Source organism: Saccharopolyspora sp. NPDC050389 (assembly GCF_040655595.1).
GTDB lineage: Bacteria > Actinomycetota > Actinomycetes > Mycobacteriales > Pseudonocardiaceae > Saccharopolyspora.
This window is the reverse complement of the sequence record NZ_JBFAKG010000093.1, coordinates 7,921-27,335: the sequence shown is the minus strand read 5'-3', so window position 1 is coordinate 27,335 and position 19,415 is coordinate 7,921. Positions and strand designations below refer to the sequence as shown.

Below are 19,415 nucleotides of genomic sequence, written 5' to 3'. Positions count from 1 at the left end.
GACCCGCCTCATCTCCAGCGACGGGACACACCTCCCGTCGCCAAAGGACCGACAACAACGACAACAAGCGTCGCAAGCATCGCAGAAATCGGCATGCTCATAGCCAGCACGACCGAGACCCCCATGCCCAGGCACGCCCCGCGCATCGGCCAGGTTCCGCCGTCCGTCAGCAACAGCCGGGCACCGGCGTTCGCGAAGGCGTAGTGCACGAGCAGGCAGCAGGCCGCGAATGCCATCGCCGGAACGGGCTCCACCAGCAGCGCGACCAGCACAGCGGCGACACCGGCGGCCACGTCCAGCACGTAAGGCGTCCCGGCGCTGCCGATGCGTCCCAGGAGGCTCGGCAGGTCACGGTCGTGGACGAGCGCCAGCGCCGTCCCGCGGAACGACTCCAGCGCGCCCAGCAGCACCGGCAGCAGCGCCACCGCCGCGCCAACCCCGACCAGCGGCGCGAGATCGGCGGCCGCGGCGGCGGTCAGCACCTCGCGGATCGGCATCGGCGACAGCGCCAACCGCGACCAGCCCAGCTGGTGGACCAGCGCCGCGGTCACCGCCGACAGCACCACGACGAGCGCGACCAGCGAAATCACCATGCCGCGCTTCATCGACGACCAGGTGAACCGGTCCCGCTCGGCGGCAGGCGCGGTCAACCGCTCGAAGCCGAGGAACGCGAAGAACAGCACCGCGGCCGCCCCGGTGATGCCCACCGCGCTGTCGGCCAGCGGGCGCCCGGCCGGGATCGGCGGCACCGGTTCGATCGCGAAGCAGGTGACCACCACGAGCCCGAGCACCGCGACGGTCAGCGCGAGCCAGATCCAGGCGGCCGCGCCCCGGATCCGCAGCCCGGCCGTCGCCGAGAGCACGACCAGCAGCAACGCCACCGCGGCGACCTGCGGCGCGGCCGAGGGCAGGAAGAAGTCACCCAGCACCCGCGCGATCGCGGCCATCCCGGCGACCTGCCCGGCCAGGTACGCGCTGGCCCCGATCCGCGACGGCACCACGCCCATCCAGGCCCGCACGCACACGTAAACCGCGCCCGGCACGCGGTAGGACTCGGACTGGTGCGCGGTCGACGACGCCGAGCACACCACGGCCACGAGCGCGATCAGCAGCCCGAGCGGCAGCCACGGCCCGGCCGCGGCGGCCGCGGGCGCCGGTGCCACGAACACTCCGGCGCCGAGCATCCCGCCGAGCGCGAGCGGAATCGCACCGGCACCGGATGCGAGCCGGCCGCTCGATTCAACCTGTTGGGCCACGGGACCACCCTTACAGACGAACACTGACGCGTGCAGCCGCCTGTCGGCTGACGCGACAGTAGTCACGAGCGGGTGCCCGAACGCACCGCAACGCCGACCGATGTCCTGGTCGAATTCGCAGTTGCCGAGCGTTCTAGAGTGCGAAGAGCTTTGCTGACACCGCAGCGTTGACGCAGTGACCCGGAGGATGACCACGTGACGACCCCGAAACTCGCCCTAACCGACACGGCGGTGGCCAAGCTGACAGCGGACGCGCTCGTCGTCGGAACCGTCCAGGGCACCGACGGCCTGCAGCTCGCGCCCGGCACCGACCAGGTCGCCGCCGCGTACGACGGAGACCTGGCGAAAGTCCTCGTCTCGCTGGGCGCGACCGGCAAGGCGGACGAGGTCGTCAAGCTGCCCGCGGGCGGCAAGCTGCGCGCCGGCGTCCTGGTGGCCGTCGGGCTGGGCAAGCCCGCGGCCAACGGCGGGGTTTCCGGCGAGGCGGTGCGCCGGGCATCCGGCGCCGCGGCCCGCGCGCTCGGCGGCGTCGAGCACGCCGTCACCACGCTGTCCGCTGTGGACCTCTCGGCCGCCGTGCAGGGCACGGTGATGGGCGCTTACGCGTTCACCGCGTACAAGTCGCAGTCGGGCGACGCCCCGGTGTCCAAGGTGGACTTCCTGGTCGCCGATGCCAAGGCGGACGCGAACGTGCACGCGCTGAAGGGCGCCACCGCGATCGGCGAGTCGGTCAACACCGCCCGTGACTTCATCAACACCCCGCCCAACGACCTCTTCCCCGCGTCCTTCGCCGAGCGCGCCGCCGAGCTGGGGCGCGCCGCGGGCCTCGAGGTCGAGGTGCTCGACGACAACGCGCTGCGCAAGCAGGGCTTCGGCGGCATCCTTGGCGTCGGTGCCGGTTCCTCCCGCCCGCCGCGCCTGGTGCGGCTGCGGCACAAGGGCCCGAAGGCGGCCAAGAAAGTCGCGCTGATCGGCAAGGGCATCACCTTCGACACCGGCGGCATCTCGATCAAGCCCGCCGCGGGCATGGAGGAGATGACCTCGGACATGTCCGGGGCCGCCGCGGTGATCGCCACCATGCTGCTGGCCGCCCGGCTCAACTACCCGCTGGACATCACCGCGACCGTGCCGATGGCCGAGAACATGCCGTCGGGCACGGCGTACCGCCCGGGCGACGTGCTGACCATGTACGGCGGCAAGACCGTCGAGGTGCTCAACACCGACGCCGAGGGCCGGTTGATCCTGGTCGACGCCATCACGCGCGCCTGCGAGGACGAGCCCGACTACCTGATCGAGACCTCGACGCTGACCGGCGCGCAGGTGGTGGCGCTGGGCAAGCGCACTCCCGGCGTGATGGGCAGCGAGGACTTCCGCGACCGGGTGGCGCGGCTGTCGCAGGCCGTCGGCGAAGGCGGCTGGCCGATGCCGCTGCCGGAGGAGCTGCGCGGCGACCTGGACTCCAAGCTCGCCGACCTGGCGAACATCACCGGGCACCGCTGGGGCGGCATGCTCGCGGCGGGCATCTTCCTCCAGGAATTCGTCGCCGACGGCGTGGAGTGGACGCACCTGGACATCGCGGGCCCGTCGTACAACTCGAGCGCGCCGTGGGGCTACACGCCGAAGGGCGGCACCGGCGTCCCGGTCCGCACCATGGCGGCGGTCCTCGCCGACATCGCCGACCGGGGCTGACCGGAACGCGAGTTCCCGGCGGGGTCGTGAGTCTCACCCGATGGATTCACGGCCCCGCTCGGCGCGTAGTTCTACTCCGCTGCGGTGGCGTATTTGTGACGTGAAACTCAAAAGGATCACCACTGCCCCGCGGAGCGGTGTCAGGATGGGTCGATGACCGAAACGACACCGGCCGCGCCCAGCGCGGCCCGGCACGGCTATCAGGTCGACGTGGTGTGGACCGGCAACACCGGGCAGGGCACCAGCTCCTACCGCAGCTACGAGCGCACCCACGAGGTGCGCGCGGCCGGCAAGGACGCCATCGACGCATCCGCAGATCCGGTCTTCCTCGGCGACGCGGACCGGTACAACCCGGAAGAACTGCTGGTCGCATCGCTGTCGCAGTGCCACATGCTCTGGTTCCTGCACCTGGCCGCGGACTGCGGCGTGGTGGTCACGGGCTACCACGACCAGGCGCGCGGCATCCTCGCCGAGAACCCGGACGGCTCCGGCCAGTTCGAAGAGGTGCGGCTCGCGCCGCAGGTCACGGTGGCCGACCGGGCGAGCGTGGACGTGGCGGAAGCGCTGCACGAGCGCGCCCACGAGCTCTGCTACATCGCGAAGTCGGTGACCTTCCCGGTCAACTGCACCCCGACCACCCGAATCGCGAACTGAAGATCGAAGCCGCTCCAGACCCGCCCCGCACAGCGGTGCAGGTCGCGGAGCCTCTCCCCGCATGACCTGCTGTCCTGCGAACGGCTCCTAGCCGTCGGCCGCTTTGCGGTCGCGGTCGCGGAGGATGCGCTGGCGGGCCTGGTAGTCCCGCATCCGCTGCGGGTAGCCGATCTTGGACACCTCGTAGAGCGGGATGCCGATCTTGCGGGTCAGCCGGTGCGCCGCCGTCGGGCCGTCCACCCGCCGCCGGGTCCACTCGCCGTCGTGCGCGATGAGCATCAGCGTCGTCTCGGTCACCGTCGTGCGGGGTTCCAGGTATCCCTCGACGCCGCGGCGCTGCGCGGCCCAGCCGATCAGGTGTTCGGCGTCCGCCGAGCTCGCGCCGCGCATCACACCGGAACGCTTCCCGCGGAACCGGTCGAACAGCCCCACCGGACTCGCCTCCCGTCGCTGGGGATGTGGAACAGCAGACGATTCCGATGATGCCATCACCCGCATGGGGCGCGTGTGAAAGCGTTCACTCCCAGTTGATCCGCGCCGACCTCGCGGTTGTGATCCGCGGCAGTGCAGCACAGATCACCCGGCCCACGTCGCGTACGCCGGTCGTGTGGTGACAAGATGGCTGTCAGGCGCCCGTGAACCTCCTGGTCCGGCGACGCCGTCAGCTAGTCAACGATGCCTGTCGAGGAGTGCGAAGTGACCGACACGTCCGCCGATCTGGTCATTCTCGGCGGCGGTTCGGGCGGCTACGCCTGCGCCTTCCGCGCGGCCGAGCTAGGCCTGTCCGTCGTCCTTATCGAAAAGGACAAGCTCGGTGGGACGTGCCTGCACCGTGGCTGCATCCCGACCAAGGCGCTGCTGCACGCCGCCGAGGTAGCCGACTCCGCCCGCGACGCCGACCAGTTCGGCGTCCGCGCCGCCCTCGAGGGCATCGACATCGACGGCGTCAACAAGTACAAGGACGGCGTCGTCGCCGGCCTGTACAAGGGCCTGCAGGGCCTGGCCAAGGCGCACAAGGTGACGCTGGTCGAGGGCGCCGGGACGCTGGTCGACGCCAAGACCGTCGAGGTCAACGGCACCCGGTACACCGGCAAGAACGTGGTCCTGGCCACCGGCTCCTACTCCAAGACGCTGCCGGGCCTGGAACTGGGCGGCAAGGTCATCGCCAGCGAGCAGGCGCTGAACCTCGACTTCATCCCGGAGAAGGTCGTGGTGCTCGGCGGCGGCGTGATCGGCGTGGAGTTCGCCAGCGTGTGGCGCTCCTTCGGCGCCGACGTGACCATCGTCGAGGCCCTCCCGCACCTGGTGCCCAATGAGGACGAGTTCGTCTCCAAGCGCTTGGAGCGCGCCTTCCGCAAGCGCGGCATCAAGTTCAAGACCGGCGTGAAGTTCACCGGCGCGACCCCGACCAGCGCCGGCGTCTCCGTGAGCCTGGAGAACGGCGAGACCTACGACGCCGACCTGCTGCTGGTCGCGGTCGGCCGCGGCCCGAACACCGCCGGGCACGGCTTCGAGGCCGCCGGGGTGCACATGGATCGCGGCTTCGTCCCCACCGACGAGCGGCTGCGCACCAACCTGCCGGGCGTCTACGCCGTCGGCGACATCGTGCCCGGCCTGCAGCTGGCGCACCGCGGTTTCCAGCAGGGCATCTTCATCGCCGAGGAAATCGCCGGGCTCAACCCGCAGCCGATCGACGAGGCCGGCATCCCGCGGGTGACCTACTGCCACCCCGAGGTCGCCTCGGTGGGCCTGACGGAGGCCGCGGCGAAGGAGCAGTACGGCTCGGTCGAGACCTTCACCTACGACCTGGCCGGCAACGGCAAGAGCCAGATCCTCAAGACCCAGGGCGCGGTCAAGCTGGTCCGCGCCACGGACGGCCCGGTGGTCGGCCTGCACCTGGTCGGCGACCGCGTCGGTGAGCTCATCGGCGAGGCGCAGCTGATCTACAACTGGGAGGCACTGCCGGAGGACGTCGCTCCGCTGGTGCACGCCCACCCCACCCAGACCGAAGCCCTGGGCGAGGCGCACCTCGCCCTGGCCGGCAAGCCGCTGCACGTGCACGGCTGACGTCGGCTCCGCAGTCAGCCAGCACCCCGCCACACCACGAGGAGTCAGCAAGAGATGGCCTTCTCCGTTCAGATGCCGGCACTCGGCGAGAGCGTCTCCGAGGGAACGATCACCCGGTGGCTCAAGCAGGAGGGCGAGACCGTCGAGGTCGACGAGCCCCTCCTGGAGGTCTCCACCGACAAGGTCGACACCGAGATCCCGTCGCCCGCCGCCGGTGTGCTCCAGCGCATCGTCGCCCAGGAGGACGACACCGTCGAGATCGGTGCCGAGCTCGCCGTGATCGCCGACGCCGGCGAAGCAGCGGCCCCCGCTCCGGCCCCGGCCGCGCCCGCCCCCGCGGCGCCCGCAGCCCCGGCCGCGCCCGCCGCGGAACAGCCCGCCCCGCCGCAGCCGGAAGCCCCGCCGCAGCCGGAAGCCCCGGCTCCCGCCGCAGCCCCGGCTCCGGCCGGTGGCGCGGCAGGCACGGACGTCAACATGCCGGCGCTCGGCGAGAGCGTCACCGAGGGCACCGTGACCCGGTGGCTCAAGCAGGTCGGCGAGACCGTCGAGGTCGACGAGCCGCTGCTGGAGGTCTCCACCGACAAGGTCGACACCGAGATCCCGTCGCCGGTGGCCGGCACGCTGCTGGAGATCGCCGCCGGTGAGGACGACACCGTCGAGGTCGGCGCCAAGCTCGCCGTGATCGGCGCCGCTGGCGCGGCTCCGGCCCCGGCTGCGCCGCCGGCTCCTCCGGCGCCCGCTCCGGCTGCTCCGGCTGCTCCCGTCGCCCCGCCGGCGCCTCCGGCTCCGGCTCCGGCTCCCGCTCCGGCTGCGCCGCCCGCGGCTCCGGCACCGGCCGCCCCGCCTGCGGCCCCGGCCGCGCCGGCCGAGCCCGCACCGGCCGGCGGTGCGCCGTACGTGACGCCGCTGGTCCGGAAGCTGGCCAACGAGCACGGCATCGACCTGTCCGCGATCAAGGGCAGCGGTGTCGGCGGCCGGATCCGCAAGCAGGACGTGCAAGCCGCGATCGACGCCAAGCAGGCTCCGGCGCCCGCCACGGCCGCCCCCGCCGCTGCTTCACCGGCCGCTCCGGCGCCGGTTGCGGAGCCGTCGGCGGAGGCCAAGGCGCTGCGCGGCACGACGCAGAAGATGTCCCGGCTGCGCCAGCTGCTGGCCCGCCGGATGGTCGAGTCGCTGCAGACCGCCGCGCAGCTGACCACGGTGATCGAGGTCGACGTGACCCGCATCGCCCGGCTGCGGGACCGCGCCAAGGCGAACTTCGAGGCCTCCGAGGGCGTCAAGCTGTCGTTCCTGCCGTTCTTCGCCAAGGCCGCGGCCGAGGCGCTGAAGCTGCACCCGAAGCTGAACGCTTCGATCGACGACGAGAACAAGCAGGTCACCTACCACGGTGCCGAGCACCTGTCGGTCGCGGTGGACACCGAGCGCGGCCTGGTCTCGCCGGTGATCCACGACGCCGGGGACCTCAACCTCGGCGGCCTGGCCCGCAAGATCGCCGACCTGGCGGCGCGGACCCGGACCAACAAGATCAAGCCGGACGAGCTCTCCGGCGGCACCTTCACCATCACCAACACCGGTAGCCGCGGCGCGTTGTTCGACACGCCGATCCTGAACCCGCCGCAGGTGGGCATGCTCGGCACCGGCGCGGTGGTGAAGCGCCCCGTGGTGGTCGCCGACGAGAACGGTGGCGACACCATCGCGATCCGCTCGATGGTGTTCCTGGCGCTGACCTACGACCACCGGCTGGTCGACGGCGCGGACGCCGCCCGCTTCCTCGCCACGCTCAAGCAGCGTCTGGAAGAAGGCGCCTTCGAGGCCGACCTGGGCCTGTAGAGCTGTTTCGAAGGCGGTTTGCTCAGCGGTGCGAGTAGCGGAACCTCAGGTGCCTTCTCGCTGTGGGATCCCCGACATCATGAATGGCCAATTCACCACGTCGGGGCTGTCCTCGCTGGGAGAACCCCGGAGGGGTGGGCGCCGTGAACCCGCGGCGGTGCAAGCTGAGTCCCACACCGCAAGCGGCTACCGCCGCTTATGAAACAGAACCTCTGATCCGGCGATAGCAACAGGAAGGGCCGCTCACCTCTCGGTGGGCGGCCCTTTCGCTTCTATCCCGGCGGATTCGCTCGCACCGGGCCCGCCGGTGCGGGACGATTCCTGGCATGCGCGTGGTTGTCGCCGGTTCATCCGGGTTGATCGGGACGTCCCTGGTGGCCGCCTTGCGGCAGGCCGGGCACGAGGTGGTCCGGCTGGTTCGCCGGATTCCGACCGCCCCCGACGAGCGGGGCTGGGATCCGGAGGGCGGGCAGCTCGACGCGGACGCGCTGGACGGTGCCGACGCGGTCGTGAACCTCTGCGGCGCGGGCATCGGCGACAAGCGCTGGACGCCGGAGCGCAAGCGGCAGCTGGTGCACTCCCGGGTGCGGCCGACCGAGGTACTCGCCGAGGCCGTCGCCGAGCGGGGCGTTCCGGTGCTGGCGAACGGGTCCGCGGTCGGGTTCTACGGCGACAGCGGTTCGAAGCCGGTGACCGAGGCTTCCGAGCCGGGCGCGGACTTCCTTTCCGACCTCTGCCAACGCTGGGAGGCGGCGACCAGGCCCGCAGCGGACGCCGGTGCGCGGGTGGTGCGGCTGCGCTCCGGCCTGGTCATCTCCCCTTCCGGCGGGCTGCTCGGTCAGCTCCGGCCGCTGTTCTCGATGCTGCTCGGCGGCAGGCTCGGCGACGGCACCCAGTACATGTCGTGGATCTCGCTGGACGACGAGGTCGCCGCGATCCGGTTCGTGCTGGAACGACCCGAGGTCGCCGGTCCGGTCAACCTCACCGGCCCGGCGCCGGTTACCAACGCGGAGTTCACGCGCGCGCTGGGCGAGGCGCTGGGCCGGCCGGCGCCGTGGATCGTGCCGGGCTTCGCGCTCCGGATCGCCCTCGGCGAGCTCGCCGACCAGGCGCTCACCGGGCAACGCGCGTTGCCGACGGTGCTGGAGTCGGCGGGATTCGCGTTCCAGCACCCGTCGGTCGGGGCGGCTCTGGCGGCGGCAGTCTCGTCGTGAGCCTTCGGGCGTTGCCGCTGGCACCGGGGCGTAGCCTGGCCGCGTGAGTCGTGCCAATACTTCGTGCCGCGCATCCGCCGATCCGATGGCCGTGCGCAACCTGGGAACCATCGATTACCTCTCCGCCTGGGACCTGCAGCGCGAGCTGGTCAACGGCCGCACCGAGGGGCTGAACCCGGACACCCTGCTGCTGCTGGAGCACCCGTCGGTCTACACCGCGGGCAAGCGCACCTCGCCGGAGGACCGCCCGACGGACGGGACGCCGGTCATCGACGTCGACCGCGGCGGCAAGATCACCTGGCACGGCCCGGGACAGATCGTCGGTTACCCGATCGTGCAGCTGGCGGACCCGATCGACGTGGTCGACTACGTCCGCCGCCTGGAGCAGGCGCTGATCTGGGTGTGCGACCAGTTCGGGCTGGAGGCGGGCCGGGTCGAGGGCCGCAGCGGTGTCTGGTTTCCGGCCGACGACGGCCGTCAGGAGCGCAAGATCGCGGCGATCGGCATCCGGGTGCAGCGCGGCATCACGATGCACGGGCTGGAACTGAACTGCAACGCCGATCTGACCAGTTTCGACCGGATCGTGCCGTGCGGCATCGCCGACGCGGGCACCACCTCGCTGAGCGCGGAGCTCGGCCGGACGGTCGAGGTCGCCGAGGCGATGCCGCTGGTCGAGAAGGGCGTGCTGGACGCTCTGGACGGCACGCTGCCGGTCAGCGAGCGCAACATCCCGCGCGAGCAGCCGACCGCGGCCGGGGTGACGCTCTCGCTGGATCCGAGCCTGCGCTGATCGGGGTCGGCTGACAGACCGACATCCACTCCTCTAATATTCCGTAATTACGGACTACTAGAGGAGTGGATGTCATGCCGCTGTCCCGCCGCAGCCTGCTCGCCGCCACCGGGGCCGCCGTGCCGCTACTGCTGGTCGCGCCCGCAGCCGTCGCGCAACCGGCCGCCCCGCCCGACCTGGCGACCCCGGAGGGCTGGCTGACCTGGATCAGCGCGAACCGCGACGGGCTCGGCCTCGTGGTCGACGACGGGCGCGGGAACCGGCTGGTGCACCGCGCGGACGCCGCGCAGCCGCTCGCCTCGGCCGTCAAGGTCGTGCACCTGGCCGCCTACTCCGCCGCCGTCGCCGAGGGCAGGCTGAACCCGAAGGAACAGATCCGCCTCGGCGACTGGGAGCGCTTCTACGTGCCGACCGACGGCAACGCGCACGCGACCACGCTCAAGTACCTCGGCATCCCCACCGATCCGACCGGCCTGTACGCGGCGGACCCCGACCAGCGGGTCACGCTCGACGACATGGCCTCGGCCATGATCATGTTCAGCGACAGCGCGGTCCCCGACTTCCTGCGCAACCGGCTCGGCGACGCCGCGCTGCGCAAGGCCGCGGCGGCCGGCGGCTGGGCGCGGCCGGACGTCCGGTCCATGTGCGCGGAGTACCTGTTCCTGCTGCCCGAGTTCGCGCCACCGGCGCAGCTGCCCACCCCGGCCCGGCGAATCTTCGGCTACGCCCTGGAACGGCGCTACAGCAACGACGCCGACCTGCGAAAGCGCGTGCTTGACCGGCTGATGCGCGACGGCCTGCCGCCGTACGAGCAGCAGCTCAGGTGGGGCTCGAAGACGATGTCGTCGACCGCGACTCAGCTGGCCGCGCTGCACCGCGCCATCGCCACCGGCGGCGTCCCGGCCGAGGTCGCCCGCACCCACCTGGAACGCCCGCTCAGCGGCCACCTGCCGCCAGGCGTGCTCGGGATCGGCCTCAAGGGCGGCAGCCTGCCGTCGATCCTGACCTGCGGGATGTCGGTGCGACGCGAGGACGGCACGGTCGCATGGGGAGCGCTGCTCGCGCAGGGCGACATCTCGCTGGAGCAGCTCGGCACCGGCGATCCGGGCCTGCCGCTGCTGCTGGCGATGCAGCAGCCCGAGTGGCGGGACCGGCTTGCACGGGCACTCGCCGGCTGAGGCAAGCTCGACCGGTGACATCGGAGGACTTGCACCAGCGGATCGCCGCGCTGGAAGAGCGCGTCGCGGCCCTCGAAGGCGCGCGACGGGCCGACGAGGTCGAGCCCAGCGGCGGCGTCGTGCAGTACCAGGGCAGCCTGGTCGAGCCGGTCGAGTTGGAGTGGCGCATCCACGTCGACCCGGCCTGGGTGCTCGGCATGGACGACGGTCCGCGCACCGACGTGCTGGCCGCGCTCGGCCACCCGGCCCGGGCCGCGATCGTGCGCCTGCTGGTCCAGGAGGGTGCCCAGCCCGCCGCCGCCCTGCAGGCCGCGGCGGGCCTGGGCTCCACCGGCCAGCTCTACCACCACCTGAAGACGCTGACGGCGTGCGGCCTGGTGGAGCAGGACAAGCGGGGCACCTACCGGCTGCGCGCCCAGGCGACGATCCCGGCCCTGATCCTGCTCACCGCGGCCTCCGACATCGCGGGCCAACTCGCGACGCGCTGAGATCGTCCAGCACGAAACGCCGCCTGCTGGGCGACTCGTCACGAAACCCTTCTCACGTCTCGACCGGTGCGGCGCAGAAGTACGGCGATGGCCAGCACCGCCATCCAGATGGCCATGCCGGCGATGCCGTTGCCGTCGAGGCTCGTCGTGGCGGTACTGGTCACGGCCGCCAGCATCGCCGCCGGCGAAGCGTTGAGCAGGGCATGGCCGACCACCGCGGGCCACACCGATCCGGTAGCCAGCCGGGTCCAGTTCAGCAGCGCGGCGCACACCATGAAGAAGGCGCACAGCGGAATCAGCAGCAGCGGCGCCTTCGCACCGAAGTACAGGCCCAGCGGGGCGTGCCACAGGCCCCAGATCCCGCCGGAGACGACCGCGAGGCTCACCCGGTTCGCGTACCTCTCAGCCAGCCGCGGGACCAGCACCCCGCGCCAGCCCCATTCCTCCCCGAACGCCGTTGGCAGCAGAACCAGCATGCCGACCGGAATCGTGGCCAGCGCCGTGATCACGTCGCCGGGGCCGAGGCGAACCAACCCGAACACGGCGGCCAGCGCGATGGCGAGCGCGGTCAGCGCCGGGATTCCCGCCAGGATCGCAACCGCGACGCCCAGCGTGCGGCCCCTGCTCTGCCCCAGTGCGAGCCCGCTCCTGCGAACCAGCTCCACGACTCCGACTCCCCGCTTCCGGGCCAGCAGGACGGCGATGGCCGGGGTGAACATCATCGCCATCCCGGCGGCCGCCACGTCGATGCCGGCCAGCCACATCGGCGTCGCCACGAGCCAAGCACCACCGAGGGCGACGGCGAGGAACACCGGCAGGCTGAAAGTCGGCCGTATCGCCGGCGGAGCCGAGACGGCTGGTCGTACCTGGCGCATGAGACTCCTTGCCCCGAACAGTCCACACGAAACGTTTCGTTTCGTGCACACTGCAGCACGCCCGCGCCGCCGATGTCAAACGAAACGTTTCGTTTAGAATGACGCGATGGGCAAGCCACCGAACGCGATCCGCCGCAGCGACAAGAGCCGCAAGGCGACGCTCGCCGCGGCCCTGGACCTGTGCGCCGAGCTGGGATATTCGGCCGTGACCGTGGAGGCCATCGCCAACCGCGCCGGTGCCAGCAAGGCCACGATCTACCGGTGGTGGCCGTCCAAGGGCGCGATCGTCCTGGAAGCGATCGATGAAGCAGGCCTGGCGCCCAAGACCTTTCCCGACACCGACGACCTCGCTGCCGATCTGCACACCCAGCTGTGCGGGATCTTGAGCGTGTTCACGGATCAGCGCCTCGGCCCCGCGTTCACCGGCGTGCTCGCGGAGGGCCAACTCGACCCCGGCCTCTCGCAGGAGCTGCGCGAGCGGCTGATCGAACCCCGGCTCGCCCAGTGCTACACCCGCATGCGCAATGCCCAGGACCGAGGGCAGCTGGCCACCGACGCCGACCTGGACGTGGCAATGGACCTGCTCCACGCGCCCATCTACCGCCGCCACGTGCTCGGCTATCCCCTACCCACCCCGGACTATCTCGACAAGCTCATCGAGCACACGCTTCGCGTCCTCGCGCCGGCCTCCGCAACGACGTCATCGCGTGCTCGACGCGATCTCGCCGAGGCGCCGCCGAACCATCCCGAGTAAGGCCCCGGCGCAGATCGCGGCCAGGCGGGGGAAAGACCGCACGCGGGTGTCTCTGCCGCGGAGGCGCGGGACACCACCGAAGGCGTCCCGCGCCGGGAGGTCAGAGCCGGGTGGCGACCTCGGCGGCGACCACGTCGAGGTGGTCCAGGTCGGCGAGGTCGAGGACCTGGAGGTAGAGGCGGGTGATGCCGGTGCGCTCCCGCCAGACCCCGATCTTGTCGACGACCTCGTCGGGCGTTCCGGCCAGGCCGTTGAGGCGCAGCTCCTCGACCTCCCGGCCGATGGCGTCGGCCCGGCGCGCGATCTCCGCGTCGTTCTTGCCGACGCACAGCACCAGCGCCGCGGACCGCACGATCTCCTCCTGCGGCCTGCCGATCGCGGCGCACGCCGCCGCCACCCGCTCGAACTGCTCCGCGGCCGCGTCCAGGCCGACGAACGGCAGGTTGAACTCGTCGGCGAACCGGGCGGCCAGCTCTGGCGTCCGCTTCTTGCCCTGCCCGCCGATCAGCAGCGGCGGCCGCGGCTGCTGCACCGGCTTGGGCAACCCCGGCGACTCCTCGATCCGGTAGTACCGGCCGTCGTAGTTGAAGTGCTTGCCGGCCGGGGTGCCCCACAGCCCGGTGATGATCTCCAGCTGCTCGGCGTAGCGGTCGAACCGCTCCTTCAGCGACGGGAACGGGATGCCGTAGGCGGTGTGCTCCTCCTCGTACCAGCCGGTGCCGAGGCCGAGTTCGATGCGCCCGCCGGACATCTGGTCGACCTGCGCGACCGAGATCGCCAACGGGCCGGGCAGCCGGAAGGTGCCGGCCGTCATCAGCGTGCCCAGCCGCACCCGACTGGTCTCGCGGGCCAGCCCGGCCAGCGTCACCCAGGCATCGGTCGGCCCGGGCTCGCCGGACACCGGCCCCATCTTCAGGTAGTGGTCGGAGCGGAAGAACGCGTCGTAGCCGGTGGCCTCCGTGTGCTTGGCCACGCGCAGCAAGTCGTCGTAGGTCGCGCCCTGCTGGGGTTCGGTGAAGATCCGCAACTTGAAGTGTTCGCTCACGATCCCCGAGGCTAGTAGCGGGGTTCTGCCCGTGCCGACCGCCGCCCGCTCAGGCGGCCCGCAGCCCGTCGAGGACGCGCTCGACGCACTCGCCGATGTCCGCGCGGGCCTGCTTGGGCGATCCCGACCCGGCGATCGCGGTGGCGCCCGCCGACAGCGCGCCGAACACCACGCGGGCCAGGGCCTCGACCGGCAGCCGGGCGATCTCCCCCGATTCGACCAGCGCCCCGACCACGCCCCGGACCACGCCGAAGGTGTAGGCCTCCTCGGCCGCCCGCCACCGCTCCCAGCCCATCACCGCGGGCCCGTCCTGCACGACGATGCGCTGGTAGGACGGCTCCAGGCAGACCTCCAGGAAGGCCCGCAGCCCGGACCGCGTGGCCTCCCACGGGCTGCCGGTGCCGGAGATGACCTCGGCGAGGCGGGCCACCACGTTCGTCTCCACCGCGTCGAAGGCCGCCTCGAACAGCGCCTGCTTCCCGCCGAAGTGGTGGTAGAGCGCGCCTTTGGTGACCCGGGCGCGCTTGGCGATCTCGTCCAGCGAGGTGCCCGCGTAGCCGTGCTCGGTGAACAGCTCGACGGCGGAGTCCACCAGCGCCTGCCTGGTGCTTTCCGAGTACTCCACGCGTCGCGGTCGAGCTGTAGCCATGCTCACAACCCTATGACATACCGGCGGTACGGACTCGTGGTACCGTCGGTACACCAACATACTCTCGGTATGCCGCACACCTGGGGTATCACCCCGGGTCCGATCCCGGAGAGCGAAGATGAGTTGGAACGACTTCCGCCAGCGGCAACAGGCGATCCAGACGGTGCTCGACAACGCACGCCGAAACCCGTCCGAGGCCCTGCCCCAGGTGCCCGCGCCCTTCCTCGACGCCACCGAGCTGCTGCGCGCCCTGCAGTACAAGTGGACCCAGCAGCTGACCGGCCGCATCGGCGTCGCGCTCGCCGAAACCGGTGACGCCCCGCACGCCGACCGGGTCCAGGCCGTCACCGCCGCGTGGCGGCGGACCGCGGAGGCCAACCCGGTGCTCCGCGACCTCCTGGACCGGCACGAATCGGATCCGGTGCTACGCCGCGACATGGCCCGCGAGCACCGGCTGCTCGCCGTCGCCGCCGGACTCGCCGAGCACATCGAACCGGCCGACGACACGGCCCGCGTCGGCCGCGCGTTCCTGCAGCTGGTGCGCATCACCCCGGAGCCGTCCCCGCAGTGCATCGGCGGCCGACTGCGCAAGCTGATCCCGAGCTTCTGACCGCCGGGGCACGTTTCGCCTGGTCAAGGCTCGTGAGTACTTTGGAGCGCTATAGCAACCCAAAGTGCTCACGACTCCAGCGGAAACAGCTCCCCAGCGGTCACGAGTGGAGCTGCATCCACTGCCGGGTCTCCACATCGGCCGGAGCCTGCACCAGCAACAGCGCGGAACCGTCCGGCTGCAGCAACGAGCACTCGAAGCGCAGCCGGCGGCCGTCGACCGGCACCGTGACCGGCCAGCCGCCGAACTCGCGGACCGCCCGGCAACTCCACCAGTGCCCCAGGTCCGGGCGCAGCTCCCGCAGCCGGTCCACGACGTCGTCGCCCGGGAACCGGTCGGCGCGCGCCCGGAACCGGAGGAACAGCTCGTAGAGGAACCGCTCCTCGGGCACCAGCATGTCCTGCAGCCGCCTGCTCCCGGCCAAGGCCAGCAGCAGGTTCGGGCGGCCGGACAGCTCCGGCTCCGGCCACACCGCCGCGTATGCAGCGTTGCCCGCCAGGACGTCGAACCGGTGGTTCAGCACGAGCGCCGGCGTCAGCGGCCAGCTCTCCAGCATCGGCCGCAGCCGCTCGACCACCCCGTCATCGTCGGTGTCGTCGGACACGAAGCCGCCCAGCGCCAACAGGTGCCGCCGCTCGTCGCGCCCCATCCGCAGGGTGCGGGCGAGGGCTTGCAACACCTCGCGCGAAGTCCGCACCCTCCCCTGCTCCAGCCACGTGTACCAGGCCAGACCGACCCCGGAAGCCGCTGCGACCTCCTCGCGCCGCAGCCCCGGCGTCCGCCGCCGACCGGTCGCCGGGAGCCCGAAGTCGGCCGGATCGAGCCGCTCCCGGCTCGCGCGCAGGAACGCGCCGAGCTCCCGGCGCCGAGGATCCGCTGCGGTGCTCACGCCGCCAGCCTATGACCTGGGATCACCGCATGAACCCGCTGCTGGCTGGGATCCCGGCAGCCGAACAGGCTGGGTTGCGTCCACCCGGAATCGAAAGGAACAGCCCGTGCCCCAACAGCTTTGGCGCCGCAACCCCGACTCCTCGAACCTGCCGAAGCCCCGGACGTTCGTGCGGGTGTTCGTCGCCGCCGAACAGCTCGAACCGACCACGTCCTGGTACGAGCGGCTGCTCGGCGTCGAGCGCGACATGGTCATGCCGTACCCGGAGAAGGACCTCGCGCTCACGGCGGTCGGCGGCTTCCTGATCATCGCGGGCACCGACGAGTCGCTGGCTCCCTTCCGCCAGACCGTCGGCACTCTGCTGGTTCCCGACGTCGGCCCGTACGAGAGGTGGTTCCGGGAAGAAGGGCTGGAATTCGTCCAGCAGCGGTTCCGCGCCCCGGTCGGCGAAGGTTTCACCGTCCGCCACCCGGACGGCACGGTGATCGAGTACGTGCACCACCGGCCCGCCGCCCACGAGCTCAGCTGACCGGCTGCGGCACCCGTCGCACCAGGCTGGGCAGCGGCAACCGGAGCGCGTGCCCGGCGGTCAGCGCCCGCCGGGCACGCACCGACGCGACCATGCCGCGCACCTGGGCCTGCGGCTCGACGGAGTCCTGCCGCACCAGCTCCACCGGCCACGGCAGCAGGTGGCAGAGCTTGAGCAGGAACACCACCGGCAGCAACACGATCTCCGCCAGCAGCTCCAGCGTCGCCCCGGTGAACAGCACGGCGAACCAGAGCACGAACGGGATGGCGAGGATCGCCGAGATCGGGTCGTCGCCGAAACCGCTGGGCAGGCTGTCCATCGCGTCCTCGAACGACAGCCGGCGGCGCCACAGGAACCAGCGCCGACGCCCGTACGGGCTGAGCCGCCGCGACACCAGCCGCCACCGCCGCGCGCTGATCTCCACCGGCTCGAGCTCGGCCTGCTCGGCCGCCAGCAGCGCACGCGCATCGTCCAGTCCCGGGTTGGTGCCCAGATGTTCGCGCAGAGCCCGGCGCAGCCGGCGAGCCGCGGCAAGGCTGCCGACCCGGATCACGCCCGCGCGGCAACCACGGCTGCTGACCTCAAGCCGCCACCCCGCCCCCATGGCCCGCGCCACCAGCGTGAAGGGCAGCAGCACCAGGACGAGCAGCAGCTCCAGCCAGCAGCCCAGCAACACCGGCACCAGCAGCAGGAGCCAGGCCAGCCGGAGCGCCACCGAGATCGGCCCCTCACTCAACCGCGGCCAGCGATTCCCGGCGAGGTGCAGCCGCAGGACGCGGGACCAAGGAGCCCATCTGAGGCGAACTGCCCAAGAGGTTGTCGACACGACTGTGCAGTATGACGCGCGAGATCGCGAGAACCCGTAGCGCCTGGTAGTGACCCCTCCCACCTTTTCGGACCGCTTGTGTCCGGGGCGTAGCCTGTCGTCGTGACTGTCGCGCCGGAGGGCCGGAAGCTGCTGCGGCTGGAAGCCCGCAACAGCCAGACGCCGATCGAGAAGAAGCCGTCGTGGATCAAGACCCGCGCACGGATGGGCCCCGAGTACAAGGAACTGAAGGGCCTCGTCCGCCGCGAGGGCCTGCACACCGTCTGCGAGGAGGCGGGCTGCCCCAACATCTTCGAATGCTGGGAGGACCGCGAGGCGACGTTCCTCATCGGTGGGGAGCAGTGCACCCGCCGATGCGACTTCTGCCTGATCGACACCGGGAAACCGGCCGAGCTGGACGTCGAGGAGCCGCGCCGGGTCGCCGAGTCGGTGCAGGCGATGGGCCTGCGCTACTCGACGGTCACCGGGGTCGCCCGCGACGACCTGCCCGACGGCGGCGCGTGGCTGTACGCCGAGACGGTCCGGCAGATCCACGCGATGAACCCGGGCACCGGCGTCGAGCTGCTAATCCCGGACTTCAACGCCGAGCCGGACCAGCTCGCCGAGGTGTTCGGCTCGCGGCCGGAGGTGCTCGCGCACAACCTGGAGACGGTGCCGAGCGTCTTCCGGCGGCTTCGCCCGGCATTCCGCTACGAGCGGTCGCTGAAGGTGATCACGCTGGCCCGCGAGGCCGGCCTGGTGACCAAGTCGAACCTGATCCTGGGCATGGGCGAGACGCCCGACGAGGTGCGCCCGGCGCTGCAGGACCTGCACGACGCGGGTTGCGACATCATCACCATCACCCAGTACCTGCGGCCCAGCCCGCGGCACCACCCGGTGGACCGCTGGGTCAAGCCCGAGGAGTTCGTGGAGCACACCAAGGCCGCCGAGGAGATCGGTTTCCCGGGCGTGATGGCGGGCCCGCTGGTGCGTTCCAGCTACCGCGCCGGCCGCCTGTTCGCCAAGGCCACGGTGCACCGCGGCATGCCGCTGCCGGAGAACCTGTCCCACCTGGCCCAGGCCGGCACCGCGGCCCAGGAAGCCAGCAGCCTCCTCAACCGCTGATGCGTTCCGCGTGAAGGGCACCGCTGACCGGCCTCGCCGCTCAGCGGTGCCCTTCGCTCATCACCCGGCCGTGTTTTCGGGGCGGAGTTCACGGCTCGGTCACGCATCTCGGACCGCACCTGCACCCGGCCCGGGCCGAGCCGTATCCTGAAAACCATGGCCAAGCAGGACAAGGCCGCCAAGAAAGCGGCGGCCAAAGCAAGGCGCCAGGCAACACGGGGCCGGATCAAGCAGATCTTCGAGGCGTTCAAGATGCAACGCCGGGAGGACAAGCTGCTCCTCCCGCTGATGCTCGGGGCGTTCCTCGGCGTGACCGTCGTGGTGTTCCTGCTGGGCATGATCTGGGGCCTGCACTGGGTGTTTCTCCCGGTCGGCCTGGCCTTCGGCCTGCTGGCCGCGGTGATCCTCTTCGGCCGCCGCGTGCAGTCGACCGTCTACCGCAAGGCGGACGGCCAGCCCGGCGCCGCCGGATGGGCCCTGGACAACCTGCGCGGCCGCTGGGTGCTGACCCAGGCCGTGTCGGGCACCGCTCAGCTCGACGCCGTGCACCGGCTCATCGGCCGCCCGGGGATCGTGCTGGTCGGCGAGGGCTCCCCGCACCGGGTCAAGTCGCTGATGTCGCAGGAGAAGAAGCGGGTCGCCCGGCTCGTCGGCGAAACCCCGATCTACGAGATCACCGTCGGCAACGAGAAGGACCAGGTGCCGCTGAGCAAGCTGCAGCAGCGCATCATGAAGCTGCCGCGCAACATCGGCCCGGCCCAGATCGACGCGATCGAGAACCGGCTCGCAGCGCTCGCCAGCCGAGGCAACGCGCTGCCCAAGGGCCCCATGCCGCAGGGCGCCAAGATGCGGAACGTGCAACGCGCCGTTCGCCGCGCGAAGTAAGAAGCAACCAGAACGAAGAAGCGGGGGCGGGGGGGGGGAGCCCGGGCCCCGGAGTGATTTGGGGCAAGTAAGCGGGGGGGGGC

The 19,415-nt window shown here is 71.5% G+C and carries 20 protein-coding genes; 13 read left to right on the top strand and 7 right to left on the bottom strand.

The genetic code is table 11. The features are described 5' to 3' along the window. Nucleotides 1-8 precede the first annotated feature (8 nt). Entirely contained in the window at nucleotides 9-1,256 is a 1,248-nt protein-coding gene (locus tag AB0I53_RS39865; RefSeq protein ID WP_358614240.1) for an amino acid permease, read from the bottom strand. 195 nt (nucleotides 1,257-1,451) lie between these two features. On the opposite strand from AB0I53_RS39865, the gene AB0I53_RS39860 reads away from it, so the two are divergent. Together AB0I53_RS39860 and AB0I53_RS39855 are read left to right on the top strand one after the other, a co-directional pair. Next, nucleotides 1,452-2,945, top strand: a complete 1,494-nt coding sequence (locus tag AB0I53_RS39860; protein ID WP_358614239.1) for a leucyl aminopeptidase — start codon at nucleotides 1,452-1,454, stop codon at nucleotides 2,943-2,945. Between the two features lie 153 nt (nucleotides 2,946-3,098). Then, nucleotides 3,099-3,599 (top strand): OsmC family protein, encoded by a 501-nt coding sequence (locus AB0I53_RS39855; protein ID WP_358614238.1) that lies wholly within the window; start codon nucleotides 3,099-3,101, stop codon nucleotides 3,597-3,599. A gap of 87 nt (nucleotides 3,600-3,686) precedes the next feature. Here AB0I53_RS39855 and AB0I53_RS39850 read toward each other — a convergent pair whose 3' ends face one another. Next, complete coding sequence (locus tag AB0I53_RS39850) at nucleotides 3,687-4,031, bottom strand: oxidoreductase (protein WP_358614237.1); 345 nt, start codon at nucleotides 4,029-4,031, stop codon at nucleotides 3,687-3,689. A gap of 264 nt (nucleotides 4,032-4,295) precedes the next feature. Here AB0I53_RS39850 and lpdA point away from each other — a divergent pair, with 264 nt between their 5' ends. The 6 genes from lpdA to AB0I53_RS39820 all read left to right on the top strand — a co-directional run bounded on the left by lpdA (nucleotide 4,296) and on the right by AB0I53_RS39820 (nucleotide 11,166). Continuing rightward, nucleotides 4,296-5,666, top strand: a complete 1,371-nt coding sequence (lpdA, locus tag AB0I53_RS39845; RefSeq protein WP_358614236.1) for a dihydrolipoyl dehydrogenase — start codon at nucleotides 4,296-4,298, stop codon at nucleotides 5,664-5,666. A gap of 54 nt (nucleotides 5,667-5,720) precedes the next feature. Then, nucleotides 5,721-7,496: a 2-oxoglutarate dehydrogenase, E2 component, dihydrolipoamide succinyltransferase gene (gene sucB, locus AB0I53_RS39840; RefSeq protein WP_358614235.1), complete on the top strand. Its 1,776-nt coding sequence runs from the start codon at nucleotides 5,721-5,723 to the stop codon at nucleotides 7,494-7,496. Nucleotides 7,497-7,822: 326 nt separating this feature from the next. Beyond that, nucleotides 7,823-8,710 carry a TIGR01777 family oxidoreductase gene (locus AB0I53_RS39835; protein ID WP_358614234.1) on the top strand — a complete coding sequence of 296 codons (888 nt, stop codon included), beginning with the start codon at nucleotides 7,823-7,825 and terminating at the stop codon, nucleotides 8,708-8,710. A gap of 43 nt (nucleotides 8,711-8,753) precedes the next feature. Further along, nucleotides 8,754-9,500 (top strand): lipoyl(octanoyl) transferase LipB, encoded by a 747-nt coding sequence (lipB, locus tag AB0I53_RS39830; RefSeq protein ID WP_358614233.1) that lies wholly within the window; start codon nucleotides 8,754-8,756, stop codon nucleotides 9,498-9,500. A gap of 74 nt (nucleotides 9,501-9,574) precedes the next feature. Further along, a complete protein-coding gene (locus AB0I53_RS39825) occupies nucleotides 9,575-10,678 on the top strand; it encodes a serine hydrolase (protein ID WP_358614232.1) in 1,104 nt (367 codons plus the stop codon). Between the two features lie 14 nt (nucleotides 10,679-10,692). Further along, a complete protein-coding gene (locus tag AB0I53_RS39820) occupies nucleotides 10,693-11,166 on the top strand; it encodes a helix-turn-helix domain-containing protein (protein WP_358614231.1) in 474 nt (157 codons plus the stop codon). A gap of 38 nt (nucleotides 11,167-11,204) precedes the next feature. Here the strand turns inward: AB0I53_RS39820 and AB0I53_RS39815 are convergent, their stop codons facing one another. Beyond that, nucleotides 11,205-12,041 (bottom strand): CPBP family intramembrane glutamic endopeptidase, encoded by an 837-nt coding sequence (locus AB0I53_RS39815; RefSeq protein ID WP_358614230.1) that lies wholly within the window; start codon nucleotides 12,039-12,041, stop codon nucleotides 11,205-11,207. A 106-nt stretch (nucleotides 12,042-12,147) separates the two neighbouring features. Between AB0I53_RS39815 and AB0I53_RS39810 the strand changes: the two genes are divergently transcribed. Continuing rightward, nucleotides 12,148-12,795 (top strand): TetR/AcrR family transcriptional regulator, encoded by a 648-nt coding sequence (locus AB0I53_RS39810; protein WP_358614229.1) that lies wholly within the window; start codon nucleotides 12,148-12,150, stop codon nucleotides 12,793-12,795. Nucleotides 12,796-12,895: 100 nt separating this feature from the next. Here the strand turns inward: AB0I53_RS39810 and AB0I53_RS39805 are convergent, their stop codons facing one another. Both AB0I53_RS39805 and AB0I53_RS39800 read right to left on the bottom strand, forming a co-directional pair. Further along, nucleotides 12,896-13,840: an LLM class F420-dependent oxidoreductase gene (locus AB0I53_RS39805; RefSeq protein ID WP_358614228.1), complete on the bottom strand. Its 945-nt coding sequence runs from the start codon at nucleotides 13,838-13,840 to the stop codon at nucleotides 12,896-12,898. 49 nt (nucleotides 13,841-13,889) lie between these two features. Further along, the gene (locus AB0I53_RS39800) at nucleotides 13,890-14,489 is read right to left on the bottom strand and encodes a TetR/AcrR family transcriptional regulator (protein WP_358614227.1); all 600 of its coding nucleotides are present in this window, start codon (nucleotides 14,487-14,489) and stop codon (nucleotides 13,890-13,892) included. Between the two features lie 118 nt (nucleotides 14,490-14,607). Between AB0I53_RS39800 and AB0I53_RS39795 the strand changes: the two genes are divergently transcribed. Beyond that, a complete protein-coding gene (locus tag AB0I53_RS39795; protein ID WP_358614226.1) occupies nucleotides 14,608-15,099 on the top strand; it encodes a hypothetical protein in 492 nt (163 codons plus the stop codon). Nucleotides 15,100-15,199: 100 nt separating this feature from the next. Here the strand turns inward: AB0I53_RS39795 and AB0I53_RS39790 are convergent, their stop codons facing one another. Beyond that, nucleotides 15,200-15,988, bottom strand: a complete 789-nt coding sequence (locus AB0I53_RS39790) for a helix-turn-helix transcriptional regulator (RefSeq protein ID WP_358614225.1) — start codon at nucleotides 15,986-15,988, stop codon at nucleotides 15,200-15,202. Between the two features lie 106 nt (nucleotides 15,989-16,094). On the opposite strand from AB0I53_RS39790, the gene AB0I53_RS39785 reads away from it, so the two are divergent. After that, nucleotides 16,095-16,517, top strand: a complete 423-nt coding sequence (locus AB0I53_RS39785) for a hypothetical protein (protein ID WP_358614224.1) — start codon at nucleotides 16,095-16,097, stop codon at nucleotides 16,515-16,517. On the opposite strand, the gene AB0I53_RS39780 is transcribed toward AB0I53_RS39785, so the two are convergent. Further along, nucleotides 16,510-17,253, bottom strand: coding sequence for a hypothetical protein (locus AB0I53_RS39780; protein WP_358614223.1), 744 nt, complete (start codon nucleotides 17,251-17,253; stop codon nucleotides 16,510-16,512). The genes AB0I53_RS39785 and AB0I53_RS39780 overlap by 8 nt on opposite strands. Nucleotides 17,254-17,445: 192 nt before the next feature. Between AB0I53_RS39780 and lipA the strand changes: the two genes are divergently transcribed. Both lipA and AB0I53_RS39770 read left to right on the top strand, forming a co-directional pair. Next, nucleotides 17,446-18,447, top strand: a complete 1,002-nt coding sequence (gene lipA / locus AB0I53_RS39775) for a lipoyl synthase (protein WP_358614222.1) — start codon at nucleotides 17,446-17,448, stop codon at nucleotides 18,445-18,447. Between the two features lie 156 nt (nucleotides 18,448-18,603). Further along, nucleotides 18,604-19,332 (top strand): DUF4191 domain-containing protein, encoded by a 729-nt coding sequence (locus AB0I53_RS39770; RefSeq protein WP_358614221.1) that lies wholly within the window; start codon nucleotides 18,604-18,606, stop codon nucleotides 19,330-19,332. The last annotated feature ends 83 nt before the right edge of the window (nucleotides 19,333-19,415 follow it).

What these genes read in the sequence shown, in the direction of transcription:
- AB0I53_RS39855 (WP_358614238.1), top strand. Translation starts at nt 3,099, where the DNA reads ATGACCGAAACGACACCGGCCGCGCCCAGCGCGGCCCGGCACGGCTAT.
- sucB (WP_358614235.1), top strand. Translation starts at nt 5,721, where the DNA reads ATGGCCTTCTCCGTTCAGATGCCGGCACTCGGCGAGAGCGTCTCCGAG.
- AB0I53_RS39835 (WP_358614234.1), top strand. Translation starts at nt 7,823, where the DNA reads ATGCGCGTGGTTGTCGCCGGTTCATCCGGGTTGATCGGGACGTCCCTG.
- AB0I53_RS39825 (WP_358614232.1), top strand. Translation starts at nt 9,575, where the DNA reads ATGCCGCTGTCCCGCCGCAGCCTGCTCGCCGCCACCGGGGCCGCCGTG.
- AB0I53_RS39815 (WP_358614230.1), bottom strand. Translation starts at nt 12,041, where the DNA reads ATGCGCCAGGTACGACCAGCCGTCTCGGCTCCGCCGGCGATACGGCCG.
- AB0I53_RS39810 (WP_358614229.1), top strand. Translation starts at nt 12,148, where the DNA reads ATGGGCAAGCCACCGAACGCGATCCGCCGCAGCGACAAGAGCCGCAAG.
- AB0I53_RS39800 (WP_358614227.1), bottom strand. Translation starts at nt 14,489, where the DNA reads ATGGCTACAGCTCGACCGCGACGCGTGGAGTACTCGGAAAGCACCAGG.
- AB0I53_RS39795 (WP_358614226.1), top strand. Translation starts at nt 14,608, where the DNA reads ATGAGTTGGAACGACTTCCGCCAGCGGCAACAGGCGATCCAGACGGTG.
- AB0I53_RS39770 (WP_358614221.1), top strand. Translation starts at nt 18,604, where the DNA reads ATGGCCAAGCAGGACAAGGCCGCCAAGAAAGCGGCGGCCAAAGCAAGG.